Origin of the sequence: Klebsiella sp. RHBSTW-00484, assembly GCF_013705725.1 — a bacterium.
Taxonomy (GTDB): domain Bacteria; phylum Pseudomonadota; class Gammaproteobacteria; order Enterobacterales; family Enterobacteriaceae; genus Klebsiella.
This window is the reverse complement of the sequence record NZ_CP055481.1, coordinates 3,633,431-3,649,487: the sequence shown is the minus strand read 5'-3', so window position 1 is coordinate 3,649,487 and position 16,057 is coordinate 3,633,431. Positions and strand designations below refer to the sequence as shown.

Sequence of the window (16,057 nt, the reverse complement as noted above, 5' to 3'; positions counted from 1 at the left end):
TCCATCTTTGATGTCTCCCTAATACTACTGCGCCTGAAGAATAAATTCCTCTGTAACGCGTTGAACAATGTCGCAATAGCCGTTGGCATCCCATGCAGAACGACCAATGAACAGCCCATTGATATCATCCTGAAGGAGTAGTTCTACGGCATTTTGCCGATTGACGCTACCGCCGTACAGCAGGGGAATGCGCTGCCCGGTCTCTGTGCCAAAGGTTTCGCACAACGCCTGGCGCAGTGCCCGGTGGATCTCTGCGGCCTGTTCCGGCGTCGCTGGGGTGCCGTGTTCGCCAATGGCCCATACCGGCTCGTAGGCGACCAGAGTTTGTAAAACCTGTTCTTCGCTCAAACCATACAGGGCGATTTTCATCTGTCGTACCACGGTTTCTCGTGATACCTGCCAGCGCTTCTCGTCGGCGCTGTCGCCAATGCAGATAAGCGGCCGCAAACCGTGGCGCAGGGCGCTATACACCTTTTGGTTAATGGCAGCATCGGTTTCATTAAATGCGCCCCGGCGTTCAGAATGGCCAAGTTCGACCAGGGTTGCGCCGGTTTCAGCCAGCATGGCGGCGGAAATTTCACCGGTCCAGGCGCCGTTTTCCGCTTCATGCATATTCTGCGCCCCGGTCAGACAAGGGATGTGGTGCTGCTGGAGATACTGGCTAACAGGATGAATAGCGGTAAAGGGAGGGATAACAAACGGCTGAATTTTCGGATGTAAAACCCCCGGTAGCCGCTCTGTCAGCGTTTCACACCAGGCCATGGCTTGAGACAACGGCTTGTTCATTTTCCAGCTGGTTCCTAACCAGATTTGTTCCATTTTTATTCTCCATAATAGATAAATCAATAGCTTGTAGTGAAAGTGAGTTCGCGTATTAGTGAGATTGAACTTTTTATCACCATGTGAACATATGTTAGATCACATTTTTTTATAAAATAAATCTATGGATTTTTTTATGTGATCTAAATCACTAATAACCTCTTAATCATCAGGTAATGTTCTGACCATATGATTCACCAATGAACATATGAACAAAAACTAAGTTCCACTACGAGAGGTCCACGATGTCACAAGAGAAAAAACCCGTTGTCGCAATCACCATTGGCGATCCTGCCGGGATCGGTCCGGAGATTACAATCGCTACCATGATGGATAAAAGCGTGTACGACGAGTGCAAACCTTTTTTGATTGGCTCGATCCCGATTATCGCCAGAGCAATGAAGATCATGGGATGTGATTTCGCGATTAATAAAATTTCTCATCCAAACGAAGCCCGCTATAGCTGGGGAACGTTGGATGTGATGGAGACCGGCGATTACGACTGCGAAAGCGTTGAATGGGGCAAAGTGCAGAAGCTGGCGGGGCAAATGTCGCTGGACTATGTCATGAAATCGATTGAACTGGGTAAAGCGGGCCTGATTGATGTGGTCTCTACCGCGCCCATTCATAAAGAAGCTATCAAGTTGGCGGGATGTAAATTACCTGGCCATACCGAAATCTATCAGGTTGAAACCCACTCGGATTACGGCCTGACCATGTTCCACGTCCACAATCTGCGCGTCTTTTTCGTCAGCCGCCATATGGCGCTGAAAGATGCCTGCGACTATGCCAATAAAGAGCGCGTGCTGGCCTGCGTACAGCAGATCCACCATGAGTTTACCGCGCTGAATATCCAAAACCCGCGCATTGCGGTGGCTGCGCTGAATCCGCACGGCTCAGATAACGGTCTGTTCGGCCATGAAGAAGCGGATAACCTGATTCCGGCAGTGAAGGCGGCACAGGAGATGGGCATCAATGCCATCGGCCCGATCCCGGCCGATTCCGTGTTTCACTTGGGTAAACAAGGGCGCTACGACGCAATCCTCTCCCTGTATCACGATCAGGGGCATATCGCCTGTAAAACGCTCGACTTCGAACGCTCCATCACCATCACTTTCGGTCTGCCGTTTATGCGCAGTTCCGTTGACCACGGCACGGCATTTGATATCGCCGGTACTGGTAAAGCAGGCACCGTCAGCATGCTGGAGTCCACGCTGGTGGCTGCACGCTACTGGAAAATGAAACATCAATAATCGCTGACGTTAATGCGGATCAAGAGGGCAGAGAAATGGAAAAACATCTGTTGATTAGCAAGGGCAGTAAGGGCTGGGGTGGGCCGCTGACCATTAATATTAGCCAGGCGAAAAAGATTGCTTATATTACCGGGGGGATTTGTCCCCCGGTAGTTGAACGCCTGAGCGAGCTTACCGGCTGGCCGTCCGTTGATGTCTTTAAAAACGGTGAGCCGCCGGAAGAGGAAATTGGCCTGATGGTTATCGACTGCGGCGGCACGCTGCGCTGCGGTCTCTATCCCAAACGCGGTATTCCGACGATTAACCTGCATCCAACCGGCAAAAGCGGCCCGCTGGCGGAGTTTATTCACGAAGGAATATACGTTTCCGGCGTCACGCCAGCCTGTATCGAAATGGTCTGGCCGCAGGGCGAAGGCGGAAAACTCGGTATTGTCGCCGACGACCTGACCGGCGCGACCACCGTTGGCGTGCTGCTGGCACGCAGCGGCTTAAAGACCGCCGCTTTTTTCGATACTGAATCTTTCGCTCGCAACGAAGTAGAGTACCCGGCGATGGTGGTCAGTAGCGACAGCCGTCCACTGCCGAAAGCGGAAGCTCAGCATCAGGTTAGCGCCGCGGTGAAGCAGCTGCAGGCGCGCGGGGCGCATTACTTTACCAAACGTATTGATACCACTCTGCGCGGCGGTATTGGTTTTGAAATCGATGCCATGCTGGAACAGCTGCCGCTGGAAACGGTTGCCGTAGTGGTCCCAGCGATGCCGCAGTCGCGCCGTATTCTGGTTGGCGGCTACTCGGTGATTGACTCCGTTGCGCTCTCGCGTACCGATGTGGCTCGCGATGTGCGTACTCCGGTGACCGAGTCGTGGGTTCCGGGGCTGTTGGCGGCGCAAACCCATCATCAGGTCGGGCATATCGCGCTGGCTTCGGTGATGAAAGGCGAGGGGCAGATTCAGCAGGATCTCCAGGAACAGCAGCAGCGCGGTGTGCGGGTTATCGTGGTCGATGCGATTACGGTTGAGGATGTTGATGCGATTGCCGGGGCGGTGGTTTCGCTGAACTGGAATGTGCTGGCGGTCGATCCGGGTCCATTTACCGAACGGCTGGCGGTGCGTCGCGGCCTGATGCGGGAAGCGCGCAACAGCGCGTCAACGACTGCGGCAGCGGAAAACCCGCGCGGCTCGATCCTGGTCGTCGCCGGGAGCGCAACGCCGGTGACCAAAAGGCAGCTCCAGCATCTGATCGCCAATGATGAAAGGGTTTGCCATATCCCAGTCGATGCCGAGTTGCTGGTTGACAAGAAAAACGCCGCTGAGATCGAAGTCAATCGCGTGGTTAAGCATGCGCGGCAGTGCGTACCGGCACAGCAGAACGCGCTGTTTGTTTTTGAATCTGCGTTAACCGGACGGTTATTGAATCTTCAGGAAGAAGAGCAGCGATTTGGCCTGGCGCACGGTCAGGCGGCGGAAAATATTAACCAGGGATTGGGGAGTATCGTACGTGAAGTGCTTAACTGCGCATCGGGTGAAATTAAAGGTCTGTATATGACCGGCGGTGACACCATGGTGAATGTGCTGAAGGAACTCGGTGCTACCGGTATTGAAATGATTGACTATGTGATACCGCAAACCGATATGGTGCGTATTATCGGCGGCGATTATGCCGGGTTGATTTGCGTCGGCAAAGGAGGTTTAACCGGGCCGGAGGATATTATTAGTACCATTGTCGATAGAATTTATAAAGAATCACAGCAATAACCCAAAAGTCATATAACTAAAAAACGGCGTAATGGTCGTCCGGGTAGTATTGCGTCGTTATCTCTGTTAAATCATAATTTATGAGTTACCCTATGAACATAAATATACTTGAGAAAATGAATAAGGTGCCAGGCGGTTTAATTATTATACCGTTGCTCGCGGCGATTCTTATTAATACCTTTGCTCCTGAAGTTCTGGGCATCGGCGGCCCGACGACCGCATTATTTAAAGTCGGTTCCAGCGCGATGATGGGGATTTTTCTGCTTATTTGTGGCACATCGATTAACATCCGCCAGGCCGGGCTGCCGCTCTATAAAGGCGCGGTGCTGTTGTTCCTTAAATGCCTTGCCGGTGCGCTGGCCGTATGGGCCGCTGGGGCGATGTTTGGCCCTAATGGTTTTCTTGGCATCTCGACGCTGGCGCTGATTGCCTGCTTAACCAGCTCAAACAGCTCGTTGTATATCGCGCTGTGCAGTAATTACGGCGACTCGAGTGACGCCGGGGCTATTTCCGTCTTCTGCGTCAAAGATGGTCCGTTCGTGACCATGATGGTACTGGGCGTCAGCGGGTTGGCTAATATTCCGTTCGCCGCGCTGCTGTCGATGCTGATCCCTCTGCTGATTGGCATGCTGTGGGGCAACCTTGATGAGCGCTTCAAGCAGCTATGCGCCGCCGCTCAACCGCTGATCATCATTATTATGTCGTTTGCTATCGGCGCAAACTCCAGCATCAACACCGTCTTTACTGCTGGGCTTTCCGGGATCTTGCTCGGCATTATCTCCGCGCTGACCGGGATTGTATTCTACTTCATCTACAACCTGTTCCTGAAGAAGAAGACTGCGCTGGGCGCCGCGTTGGGGACGACTGCCGCCAGTTCGGCGCTGACTCCGGCAATGGTGGCTCAGGCCGACCCTTCTTTGGCGATGTACGTTGATGCCGCCACCGCACAGCTGGCGACGGCGAGCATTATTACCATGATCACCGCACCGATTCTGGTAGCCTGGTTCGATAAACGCCTGAAAAAACGTGCTCCGGTCGTTGAACCAGTGAAAGAAGAAGATAGTGAAGAGAAGGTGGCATTATCTTCTCATGCGGCAAAAGGAAACAAATAATATGACCGTGCCGTTGTATTCATTACTTATCACGGCTGTTGGGGAATACGTCGAAAACTACCTACAGGAGCAGAAACTGATTTTATTCTCAGATTCCGTTCCTGACGATATTGCGATGTATTGCGCCGTACACCAGGGCAGTGAGCTGACGGCTGAACTGTCACCCGGGCAGATAATGAAAATAAATGAGACTATTTATCGGGTGACTGCGGTGGGCAGTGTTGCAACGGCAAATTTAAAACAGCTTGGTCATATTACATTAAATTTTGATGGGGCGGTAAGCGCTGAATTACCAGGGACGGTACATCTTTGTGGCAAAGCGCCACAATATATCCAAACTGGCGACCGAATTTCTTTCTACCAGAATCTGAATTAAAACTGAATTAAGACGTACTGTTAAATTAAGGAAACTACCATGAAAACAATCGCTATTGGTGCGGATGATGCCGCCTATGCTTTCCGCGACGCTATCGTCGCTTATCTGAATGGGCAGGGAATTAACGTCGCGGATTACAGCAGCGATAAACGCCAGGGCAGTACGGTCTATCCGGACGTTGCCCATGCGGTGGCGATGTCGATTAAACAGGGCGAGCATGACCGCGGCATTTTAATTTGCGGTACCGGTATTGGGATGAGCATTGTGGCGAATAAAGTGCCGGGCGTTCGTGCGGCCCAGTGCCACGATACCTTCTCCGCCGAACGGGCGCGCAAAAGTAATAATGCGCAGATTATTACCCTCGGGGCCCGCGTGATTGGCCCGGAACTGGGTAAGAAAATTATTCAGGCATGGCTTGAATCCGAATATGAAGGCGGCGGCTCTGCATCGAAAGTAGAGCGTATCGATTATTACGAACACCAGCACGCCAGAGATTAATATCCGCAGTCGTAATATAAGGAACAGACTATGAGCCAGTTAGACGAACTGAAAAAATACACCACGGTTGTCGCCGATACCGGTGATATTGAATCGATTAAAAAATTTGCCCCACAGGATGCCACGACTAACCCTTCGCTGGTGCTCAAGGCCGCGCAGTTGCCGCAGTATCAGGCGCTGATTGCCGACGCTATCGGCAAGGCCCGTCAGCAGGGCGGTAGCGCACAAACGCAGCTGATTAACGCCTGCGACCAGGTCGCGGTGGATATCGGTAGCGAAGTGCTGCGCCACGTGCCGGGGCGTATCTCCACTGAAGTCGATGCCCGTTTTGCCTGGGATCGCGGAATGTGCGTGTCGAAAGCGCGCAAACTTATCCAGATGTACGAAAAGAACGGCATTGGGCCGGAGCGTATCCTTATCAAACTTGCTGCCACCTGGGAGGGCATTCGCGCCGCCGAAGAGCTGGAGCAGAGCGGCATCAACTGCAACCTGACCCTGCTGTTCTCTTTTGCTCAGGCGCGGGCTTGCGCCGAAGCCGGCGTCTTTTTAATCTCGCCGTTCGTCGGGCGTATTTATGACTGGTATCAGAAAAATCAGCCGCAGGCGGAGTATCAGGTGGATAGCGATCCGGGCGTGGTTTCCGTGCGCCAGATTTACCAGTACTACAAATCCCACGGCTACGACACCGTGGTGATGGGCGCCAGCTTCCGCCGCATTGAGCAGATCCAGGCACTGGCAGGCTGCGATCGTTTGACTATCTCCCCGTCGCTGCTTGATGAACTGGCCGCCAGCGAAGGTACCCTGACCCGTCAGCTGGTGCCAGGCAACGTGACGGAAACCCGCCCCAGCCCGATGACCCAGGCGGAGTTCCTCTGGTTGCATAATCAGGACCCCATGGCAGTGGATAAACTGGCGGAAGGGATCCGGTTGTTCGCGGTCGACCAGGTCAAACTGGAAAATCAGATTCAGCAGATGCTGTAAGGCGTGGGGAATATCCTGATGAACACAACGAATACTACCCGCCGCCTGTGTGCCAATGCGCTGCGTGCGCTGAGCATGGATGCGGTTCAAAAAGCCAACTCCGGCCACCCCGGTGCGCCGATGGGGATGGCGGATATTGCGGAGGTCCTGTGGCGGGACTTCCTGAGGCATAACCCGAGCAACCCTGCATGGGCCGATCGTGACCGCTTTATTCTCTCCAACGGTCACGGCTCGATGCTGATTTACAGCCTGCTGCATCTGACGGGCTACGATGTTTCGCTGAACGATTTGCAGAGTTTCCGCCAGCTGCACTCTAAAACTCCGGGTCACCCGGAAGTGGGTTACACCGCGGGTGTTGAAACCACTACCGGTCCGCTGGGTCAGGGTATTGCCAATGCGGTGGGTATGGCGATTGCGGAGAAAACGCTGGCGGCGCAGTTTAACCGTCCGGGCCACGACATTGTTGACCACTTCACTTACGCGTTCATGGGCGACGGCTGCATGATGGAAGGTATCTCTCACGAGGTATGCTCCCTGGCTGGTACCCTGAAACTGGGCAAACTGGTGGCGTTTTATGACGATAACGGCATCTCCATCGACGGTCACGTCGAAGGCTGGTTTACCGACGACACCGCGAAGCGTTTTGAAGCCTACGGCTGGCACGTTGTTCGTGGCGTGGATGGTCACGATGCTGACTCGATTAAACGCGCAGTGGAAGAAGCACGTGCAGTTACCGACAAACCGTCCCTGCTGATGTGCAAAACCATCATCGGTTTCGGTTCGCCGAACAAACAGGGCACCCACGACTCCCACGGCGCACCGCTGGGCGACGCTGAAATCGCGCTGACCCGCGAAGCTTTGGGCTGGAAACACCCGGCCTTTGAAATCCCGTCTGATATCTATGCTCAGTGGGATGCGAAAGAAGCCGGTCAGGCGAAAGAAGCCTCCTGGAACGAGAAATTCGCCGCCTGGGCCAAAGCCTTCCCGCAGGAAGCTGCAGAATTCACCCGTCGTATGAAAGGCGATATGCCGTCTGACTTCGATGCGAAAGCGAATGAGTTCATCGCTAAGCTGCAGGCGAATCCGGCGAAAATCGCCAGCCGTAAAGCATCCCAGAATGCGATCGAAGCTTTCGGTCCGTTGCTGCCTGAATTCCTCGGTGGCTCTGCTGACCTGGCACCAAGTAACCTGACTATCTGGTCCGGTTCTAAAGCCATCAACGAAGACACTGCCGGTAACTATATCCACTACGGTGTGCGCGAATTCGGCATGACCGCGATTGCCAACGGTATCTCGCTGCACGGCGGTTTCCTGCCGTACACCTCCACCTTCCTGATGTTCGTCGAATACGCCCGTAACGCTGTGCGTATGGCTGCGCTGATGAAAAAACGTCAGGTGATGGTCTATACCCACGACTCCATCGGTCTGGGCGAAGATGGCCCGACTCACCAGCCGGTAGAGCAGGTTGCTTCCCTGCGCGTCACGCCAAACATGTCCACATGGCGTCCGTGTGACCAGGTTGAATCCGCTATCGCGTGGAAATACGGCGTTGAGCGTCAGGACGGTCCGACCGCGCTGATCCTCTCCCGTCAGAACCTGGCGCAGCAGGAGCGTACCGCAGAGCAGCTGGCGAACGTCTCCCGCGGCGGTTACGTGCTGAAAGATTGCGCTGGCCAGCCAGAGCTGATTTTCATCGCCACAGGTTCAGAAGTTGAGCTGGCGGTTGCCGCTTACGAAAAACTGACTGCCGAAGGCGTGAAGGCGCGCGTGGTTTCCATGCCGTCCACTGACGCATTCGACAAGCAGGATGCGGCTTACCGTGAAGCCGTGCTGCCGAAAGCAGTCTCTGCTCGCGTAGCAGTTGAAGCGGGCATCGCTGACTACTGGTTCAAATACGTGGGCCTGAACGGCGCTATCGTCGGCATGACTACCTTCGGCGAATCTGCTCCGGCAGAGCTGCTGTTTGAAGAGTTTGGCTTCACCGTTGAGAACGTGGTCGCCAAAGCGAAAGCACTGCTGTAGTCCTTTCACCTCTCCCGGGCTACAGGGCCTACGTGGTCGGTAGCCCGGACAGGTGCGCAGCATCGCCTCCGGGAGCTTTTAATACTGTTTTTATTCACAAAAAAGCAACATTGTGACTAACGAGGCATTATCAAATATTCATTTGTGGCATGTTCCTTAACTCAGGTAACAGAGAAGGAATATAACCATGGCCACTGAGTATGTTGACTACCTTATCCTCGGCGACGAACATCACGGCGAAACCTACCGCGACATCAAAACCCACTCTCTCCAGGTCCGTTCGAAATACTCAGCGCCGGTTCAGCGTTACGCCGCCAATGCAGACTCCGCCTCCGCGCAGCCCAAAATGGTGAACTACAACGTACATGAATACCCGGCGCAAGATGGCCGATTTTATCTGGTGGCGACCAACTACCCGCTGGCGGATTTTGACGTTGAGGAAGCATTGGTTAAATCAAGGATTCATCCGCTAAGAGCGTAACCCTTCACTATAGCCACAACTGGCTGAAATCGGGCCAGCGGGGTAAATTCAGCGCCGCTTGCGCGTCCATAGCCAGGTGGCCAGAAAGGTACAGAAGCCGATAAGCACCGCCCATAGCGGAGCAATTTTGTGCAGTGAGAAGCCGCCGTGACTTAAGAACAGACACAGGGCCTGATAAAAGAGGTTGGCTATCGTCATGGCCAGCGTGAACTTCAGCGCATAGCGCCAGCGGGTGGTGAAGCAGAAACACCAGGTGAAGGCCATAAACGCCATTATCCAGAAGAGAAAGCCGAGCGGGTGGCCGGGCAAATCGTTCTTGTGGGGCGAGTCCGATGGAGCATACCAGGTGAGCGGCGGCGTGGGTTGTTGTAATAGCGCCGCCTGTAATACGTCCAGCGCGGTATTGAGCCCCTGAAACCACAGGCCATGCTGCCAGTAGGCGAGGGTGTGATTCTCAATGATTAAGGCCGCGTGACTAGCTTGCAGACGCGGCAGCGCTTTCGGGTCCGCAATCAGCTCAATCTGGCGGCTATCGGTGGTGATAATCAGCAGCAGGAAGCCCTGATTTTCGTCAGCCAGTCGTTTTGCCGATTGCAGCAGCAGCGCTTTTTTCGCCAGTAAAATATTTTCTTGCTGAGTCAGCAGAATAAACGGCGTTATTCCGGTTTGCTTTTTGAAATTCTCAACACGCTGGATAATATCGCGCTTACTGGAAACCGTATTGGTGGTATCAGTAAAGTATCCTTCGATATCAGGCGTTGACGCTGCACAGGCGGAATGGCTGAGAGAAAGACAGAACAGGCCGCAGAGCAGGATAATGAATTTTCTCATTGGACTATTCTCCGTTTCTTTTTAGAGGAAGGGCGAATAAGCAGGCTGGCAGCGGTAAAAACGATGCCAATCAAACCTAAAAACCCCCATTTAAAAAAATTCGTCCATGGGCTATGGATCCTGGCCTGATGCGGTTGTCCGGGAGGGTAAATAACATCGACGGTTTCTCCCTCGCTGTTTTCATAAAGGGAATTTCCGCTCTTTGATTTAAAAATGAGCGTGTAATCCGGCGTCGGGCGGAAGGCGACAACGGGACGCCAGGTGGCTTTGTTGCGTTTTGTCCCTTTGGCGTTGGGGTTGCTTCTGCGTAATTCGGTATCAACGATAATACCGGTGGTATGGATAACGTTGCTGTTGGCACGATACTGATAATAAAAAATAGCAGCGGAGATGAGCATCATCACGATGCCAATGCTGAGGAAGATATAATAAAGAACTTTGCCGTCTTGTTTCATGTGTACTTATCCTTGTAACACATTAATACCCATCATACTTCAAGCTGCATCTTTGTTGGCCGCCTGCACTTACCCCGGTCACGTACTGTTTGTACGCTCCCGGGGATGCGTTTAGTTGCCGCCGTGATGCAACTCGAATTATTTTGGGTATTAAACTTAACCGAAGCCCGGCAGGCTGGTGCGATTAACGACCCGCTTTCAGTTTCTGATAATACTCTTCATAAAGCGTGCTGGCGCTGCCAACGTCGTTTTGCCATTCGCCTTTTTGAATCGTGTCGGCGTCCGGGTAGAGTGATTTATCGTTAGCGACTTCCGGGCTTAGCATCTTACGCGCAGCGAGGTTTGGCGTCGGGTAGCCGATGGTTTCCGCAACCTGTTTGGCGACTTCCGGGCGCAGCAGGAAGTTAATCAGCTTCAGCGCGCCGTCAACGTTTTTGGCGTTTGCCGGGATCGACAGGCTATCCATCCAGAAGATGCCGCCTTCTTTCGGCCATACCACTTGCAGCGGCGTACCGGCCTGGCGTGCCACCCATGCAGAGCCGTTCCACACCATACCGAGGTTTACTTCACCTTCCATATACGGGTTCGCCGGGTTATCGGAGTTGAACGCCGCCACGTTTGGCATCAGCTTTTTCAGCTCGTTATACGCCGCTTCAATCTCTTTCGGATCGGTGGTATTGCCGGAGTAGCCCAGTTTACGCAACGCGACCTGGAACACTTCACGCGCGTCGTCGGTCAGCAGCAGGCTGCTCTTATACTCGGGCTTCCACAAATCAGCCCAACTGGTGACGCTCTTTGGAGCGATTTCGTCGCTATTGACGCCAATCGCCGTCGCGCCCCAGATGTAGGGGATCGAGTAGTCGTTATTTGGATCGAACGGTTTATTGAGCATCTCAGGATCGAGATTGCCGAAGTTGGTCAACTTGCTCTTGTCGATCTTCTGCAGCATGCCCTCTTTGCGCATTTTATCGACGAAATAGGTGGACGGCACCACCAGATCGTAGGCACCGTCTTTATAGGTTTTGAGCTTGGCGTACATGGTTTCGTTCGACTCGTAGGTCGAATAGATAACCTTGATGCCGGTCTCTTTGGTGAACTGCTCCAGCAGGCCTGGTGGAACATACTCGGTCCAGTTGTAGAAATAGAGCGTTTTGCTATCGTCCGCGTGCGCGGCGCTCATACCTACTGCCAGAGCACCCGCAGCGAGCAGGTGGCGTGACCATTTTTTCATTTTAACGTCCCCTGAGTTTTATCACGTGCTATTAACTGGCTGGCAATCACCATCACCAGCGACAGAACCAACAAAATGGTCGCCAGCGCATTAACCTCTGGCGATACCCCAACTTTGACCATCGAATAAATTTTCAGCGGCAGGATCTCATAGCCTGGACCGGTAACGAATGACGAGACCACCACGTCATCCATCGACAGAGTAAAGCTCAGCAGCCAGCCTGCAGCCACTGCGGGCAGCGCCAGCGGCAGAATAATCTTGCGCAGAATGGTTATCTCACTGGCACCGAGATCTTTCGCCGCTTCCAGCATCCGCACGTCGAAGCCCTTCAGGCGCGAGAATACTGTGACAACCACGAAGGGCAGGCAGAAAGTGATATGCGAAAACAGCAGCGACCAGAAGCCGAGCTGAATACCGATCAGCATAAACAGCACCAGCAGCGAAATCGCCATCACGATATCTGGCGACATCATCACCACAAACAGCATCCCGCTGACAAACGGCTTACCGCGAAAGCGATAGCGATACAGCGCGACGGCGGTCAGTGAACCGATAAGCGTGGCGAAAGTCGCCGACAGCACCGCCATGGTCAGCGAGTGCTGCGCTGCCTGCAGCAGGCTGTCGTTGTTCATCAACAGGCTATACCACTTGGTAGTGAAGCCTTGCCAGTTGATGCCGAAGCGTGAACTGTTAAACGAGTTGACGATCAGAATAATTATGGGGATATAGAGGTACGCGTAAATGGCGGTCATAAAGCCGCCGCGCAGCAGTCGACCGATCATTCCAGCTCCACCTTTTTATTCAGTAAACGTGCCGCGCGCCAGTAAATCAGCAGCATCAGGCCCATCACCAACGTGAGCGTAATACTCGTCGCCGCGCCGAATGGCCAGTCGCGAATGTTGAGGAACTGGCTCTTAATCACGTTACCGATAAGCAGGTTTTTCGCGCCGCCCATCAGGTCAGAAACATAGAACAGCCCCATCGCCGGGAGCATCACCAACAGGCAGCCAGCAATAATGCCCGGCATGGTCAGCGGAATGATGATGCGGATAAAGGTTTGTAGCTTGTTGGCACCCAGATCTTTCGCCGCTTCCAGCAGCGGGCGGTCGAGCTTCTCGATGCTGGAGTAGAGCGGCATTACCATAAACGGCAGCAGAATATAGACCAGGCCGATAATCACCGCCGAGGGGGTGTACATGATGCGCAGCGGCGTATCGATAACGCCTGACCACAGTAGAAACTCGTTGAGATAACCTTTGGTGCTGAGAAAGATCTTCAGTCCATAGATACGAATCAGTGAATTGGTCCAGAAGGGCACGATCAGCAGAAACAGCAGCAGCGGGCGCACTTTCTCTGGCAATCTCGCCAGAAACCAGGCAAAGGGATAGCCGAGCGCCAGGCAGGCCAGCGTCGCCAGCAGCGCCATATTCAGCGAGTGCAGAAGCACATCGTAGTAGAGCGGGTCGAGCAGGCGCGCGTAGTTATCCAGCGTAAAGACCAGCTTGACGAAATTGGTATCGTCGCGGGTCAGGAAGCTGGTGCCAATAATCATCAGGTTGGGCAGAAAGACAAACAGCACAAGCCAGCCCACGATGGTGGCAATCACCACATTTTGGAATCTACTTGTGTTCTTCATCAGCCAGCACAACCTCCCAGCTTTCTACCCAGTTAATGGCCATTTTCTGGTCGAGAGAGTGGTCAAAGTCAGGATCGTCTTCATTAAAGAATTCACTGACCATCACCATCTTGCCGTTTTCCAGCTCAACCACCGACTCCAGCGTCATGCCTTTATAGTTGCGTTCACGGATATAGCCTATCAGGCCATCTGCCTCGTTACTGTGGTGAATCTCATCGACGCGCAGATCTTCCGGGCGCAGTAACACATTGAGCCGCTGGCCTTTTTCGACGGCAAAGTTGACATAGATATTGCATTCACGGCCTTCAACGTTAGCGCGCACTCGCTGTTCATCGATACGTTCGATAACCGTGGCATTGAAGAGGTTGATTTCGCCGATAAAGCTGGCGACAAACAGGTTTTTCGGCTCTTCGTAGATTTCTCGCGGCGTGCCGTCCTGCTCGATTTTTCCGTCGCGCATCACCACGATGCGATCGGACATGGTTAGCGCTTCTTCCTGATCGTGTGTGACGAACACGAAAGTAATACCGAGCTTACGCTGGAGGGCTTTCAGCTCGTTCTGCATCTGCTTGCGCAGTTTGTAGTCCAGCGCGGAGAGAGATTCATCAAGCAGCAGCAGACGCGGTTTATTAACCACAGCTCGGGCAATCGCTACGCGCTGCTGTTGCCCGCCGGAAAGCTGATGCGGCTTACGTTGGGCAAACTCTTCGAGCTGCACCATGCGCAAAGCGTCATGGACGCGGGGGGTAATTTCCGCCGCCGGGGTTTTTTGCATGCGCAGGCCAAAGGCGACGTTCTCAAATACCGTCATGTGCGGAAAGAGCGCATAGCTTTGAAAAACGGTGTTAACGTGACGGTTTTCCGCCGGGATATGGGTGATGTCGTGATCTTCGAGATGGATATGGCCGCTATCGACGTTTTCCAGTCCGGCGATAAGACGAAGAACGGTTGTTTTACCGCAGCCAGAGGGGCCAAGCAGGGTGAGAAACTCACCGTTGTTGATGGTCAGATTGAGGTCGGATATTACCGTTTTACCATCAAAGCTTTTGCGAATTCCCGCCAGTTGAACCAGCGGCGAACGCGAACGCGGTTGTATATTCAATTTTTGACTCTGTCCCATGTAGACGCAGCGGAAAGCTTACCGATGCGGGGTTTGTGGTTAACCACCTTTGGGCTTGCACATGAAATAATAAGGGCAAGCATTCTACGGCAAACGATTGTAATCGCCAATGATTGATGCGCCACGATGAACTACCTTTACAACATTATCGTTCGAAATGTATTAAATTCTCATTTGCCGGGCTAAAAATGACCTGACGCAATATTTGTCTTTTCCGGCTTATCAATAATGTTGTCACAAAAGAAGAGGGTGGCTACATGGATAAATTGCTTGAGCGTTTTTTGCAGTACGTTTCTTTGGACACGCAATCGAAGCCTGGCGTGCGTCAGGTTCCGAGCACCGAAGGGCAGTGGAAGCTGTTACGCCTGCTCCAGGCGCAGCTGGAAGAAATGGGACTCGTCAATGTGACGCTAAGTGAGAAAGGGACAGTCATGGGCACCCTGCCGGCTAACGTCGCGGGCGATATTCCGGCCATTGGCTTTATTTCTCACGTTGATACGTCGCCAGACTTCAGCGGCAAGAACGTCAATCCGCAGATTGTTGAAAACTACCGCGGCGGCGATATTGCTCTTGGTATTGGTGACGAGGTGCTTTCTCCGGTGATGTTTCCGGTGCTTCACCAGCTGCTTGGACAGACGTTAATTACCACTGATGGTAAAACCCTGCTCGGCGCTGATGATAAAGCGGGTATTGCCGAGATTATGACCGCCCTGGCAACACTAAAGGCGAAGAACATTCCCCACGGCGATATTCGCGTGGCCTTTACCCCAGATGAAGAGGTCGGAAAAGGGGCGAAGCATTTTGACGTCGCCGCTTTTGACGCCCGCTGGGCCTATACCGTCGATGGCGGCGGCGTGGGTGAGCTGGAGTTTGAAAACTTTAACGCCGCATCGGTGACGATTAAGATCGTCGGCAATAACGTGCATCCCGGCACCGCAAAGGGCGTGATGGTCAATGCGCTGTCGCTGGCGGCACGAATTCATGCCGAAGTGCCCGCCGATGAAGCACCGGAAACTACCGAAGGCTACGAGGGCTTCTACCATCTGGCCAGTATCAAAGGTACGGTCGATCGTGCGGATATGCACTATATCATCCGCGATTTTGACCGTAAGCAGTTTGAAGCCCGCAAACGCAAAATGATGGAGATCGCCAAGAAGGTTGGCAAAGGGCTGCACCCGGATTGCTATATTGAGCTGATCATTGAGGACAGCTATTACAATATGCATGAGAAGGTGATGGCGCACCCGCACGTGGTCGAGATTGCTCGTCAGGCGATGGTTGATTGCCATATTGAGCCGGAAATGAAGCCGATTCGTGGCGGCACCGACGGCGCGCAGCTCTCTTTTATGGGCTTACCGTGCCCGAATCTGTTTACCGGCGGCTATAACTACCACGGCAAGCATGAGTTCGTAACTCTCGAAGGCATGGAAAAAGCGGTGAAGGTGATTGTGCGTATCGCCGAGCTGACGGCAAAACGCTAAACCCAGA

General features: G+C 53.3%; 16 protein-coding genes. 9 read left to right on the top strand and 7 right to left on the bottom strand.

Features of this window, described 5'->3' with window-relative positions; translation table 11 throughout:
* Positions 1 to 24: 24 nt before the first annotated feature.
* Positions 25 to 819 (bottom strand): triose-phosphate isomerase, encoded by a 795-nt coding sequence (locus HV213_RS17415; RefSeq protein WP_181482668.1) that lies wholly within the window; start codon positions 817 to 819, stop codon positions 25 to 27.
* Positions 820 to 1,064: 245 nt separating this feature from the next.
* Between HV213_RS17415 and pdxA the strand changes: the two genes are divergently transcribed.
* The 8 genes from pdxA to HV213_RS17375 all read left to right on the top strand — a co-directional run bounded on the left by pdxA (position 1,065) and on the right by HV213_RS17375 (position 9,296).
* A complete protein-coding gene (pdxA, locus tag HV213_RS17410) occupies positions 1,065 to 2,072 on the top strand; it encodes a 4-hydroxythreonine-4-phosphate dehydrogenase PdxA (protein WP_181482667.1) in 1,008 nt (335 codons plus the stop codon).
* A 35-nt stretch (positions 2,073 to 2,107) separates the two neighbouring features.
* The gene (locus HV213_RS17405; RefSeq protein WP_181482666.1) at positions 2,108 to 3,826 is read left to right on the top strand and encodes a four-carbon acid sugar kinase family protein; all 1,719 of its coding nucleotides are present in this window, start codon (positions 2,108 to 2,110) and stop codon (positions 3,824 to 3,826) included.
* 92 nt (positions 3,827 to 3,918) lie between these two features.
* The gene (locus tag HV213_RS17400) at positions 3,919 to 4,938 is read left to right on the top strand and encodes a 2-keto-3-deoxygluconate permease (protein WP_181482665.1); all 1,020 of its coding nucleotides are present in this window, start codon (positions 3,919 to 3,921) and stop codon (positions 4,936 to 4,938) included.
* A gap of 1 nt (position 4,939) precedes the next feature.
* On the top strand, positions 4,940 to 5,314 hold the full coding sequence (locus HV213_RS17395; protein WP_181482664.1) for a PTS glucitol/sorbitol transporter subunit IIA: 375 nt from the start codon (positions 4,940 to 4,942) through the stop codon (positions 5,312 to 5,314).
* Between the two features lie 39 nt (positions 5,315 to 5,353).
* A complete protein-coding gene (rpiB, locus tag HV213_RS17390) occupies positions 5,354 to 5,812 on the top strand; it encodes a ribose 5-phosphate isomerase B (RefSeq protein ID WP_110277152.1) in 459 nt (152 codons plus the stop codon).
* Between the two features lie 30 nt (positions 5,813 to 5,842).
* The gene (tal, locus tag HV213_RS17385; protein WP_181482663.1) at positions 5,843 to 6,793 is read left to right on the top strand and encodes a transaldolase; all 951 of its coding nucleotides are present in this window, start codon (positions 5,843 to 5,845) and stop codon (positions 6,791 to 6,793) included.
* 18 nt (positions 6,794 to 6,811) lie between these two features.
* Positions 6,812 to 8,815 carry a transketolase gene (tkt, locus tag HV213_RS17380; RefSeq protein ID WP_181485141.1) on the top strand — a complete coding sequence of 668 codons (2,004 nt, stop codon included), beginning with the start codon at positions 6,812 to 6,814 and terminating at the stop codon, positions 8,813 to 8,815.
* A 187-nt stretch (positions 8,816 to 9,002) separates the two neighbouring features.
* Entirely contained in the window at positions 9,003 to 9,296 is a 294-nt protein-coding gene (locus HV213_RS17375; RefSeq protein WP_110273642.1) for a hypothetical protein, read from the top strand.
* Between the two features lie 48 nt (positions 9,297 to 9,344).
* On the opposite strand, the gene HV213_RS17370 is transcribed toward HV213_RS17375, so the two are convergent.
* The 6 genes from HV213_RS17370 to potA all read right to left on the bottom strand — a co-directional run bounded on the left by HV213_RS17370 (position 9,345) and on the right by potA (position 14,569).
* Complete coding sequence (locus tag HV213_RS17370; RefSeq protein WP_181482661.1) at positions 9,345 to 10,127, bottom strand: TPM domain-containing protein; 783 nt, start codon at positions 10,125 to 10,127, stop codon at positions 9,345 to 9,347.
* Positions 10,124 to 10,582: a DUF3592 domain-containing protein gene (locus tag HV213_RS17365; protein WP_181482660.1), complete on the bottom strand. Its 459-nt coding sequence runs from the start codon at positions 10,580 to 10,582 to the stop codon at positions 10,124 to 10,126. The genes HV213_RS17370 and HV213_RS17365 overlap by 4 nt, the downstream gene beginning before the upstream one ends.
* Positions 10,583 to 10,766: 184 nt before the next feature.
* Positions 10,767 to 11,813, bottom strand: a complete 1,047-nt coding sequence (gene potD, locus HV213_RS17360; protein WP_181482659.1) for a spermidine/putrescine ABC transporter substrate-binding protein PotD — start codon at positions 11,811 to 11,813, stop codon at positions 10,767 to 10,769.
* A complete protein-coding gene (gene potC / locus HV213_RS17355; RefSeq protein ID WP_181482658.1) occupies positions 11,810 to 12,595 on the bottom strand; it encodes a spermidine/putrescine ABC transporter permease PotC in 786 nt (261 codons plus the stop codon). Before potC ends, potD begins: the two co-directional genes overlap by 4 nt.
* Entirely contained in the window at positions 12,592 to 13,449 is an 858-nt protein-coding gene (gene potB / locus HV213_RS17350) for a spermidine/putrescine ABC transporter permease PotB (protein ID WP_142514168.1), read from the bottom strand. Before potB ends, potC begins: the two co-directional genes overlap by 4 nt.
* On the bottom strand, positions 13,433 to 14,569 hold the full coding sequence (gene potA / locus HV213_RS17345; protein WP_181482657.1) for a spermidine/putrescine ABC transporter ATP-binding protein PotA: 1,137 nt from the start codon (positions 14,567 to 14,569) through the stop codon (positions 13,433 to 13,435). The genes potB and potA overlap by 17 nt, the downstream gene beginning before the upstream one ends.
* A 257-nt stretch (positions 14,570 to 14,826) precedes the next feature.
* Here potA and pepT point away from each other — a divergent pair, with 257 nt between their 5' ends.
* Complete coding sequence (gene pepT / locus HV213_RS17340; protein WP_110273635.1) at positions 14,827 to 16,050, top strand: peptidase T; 1,224 nt, start codon at positions 14,827 to 14,829, stop codon at positions 16,048 to 16,050.
* Positions 16,051 to 16,057 lie beyond the last annotated feature (7 nt).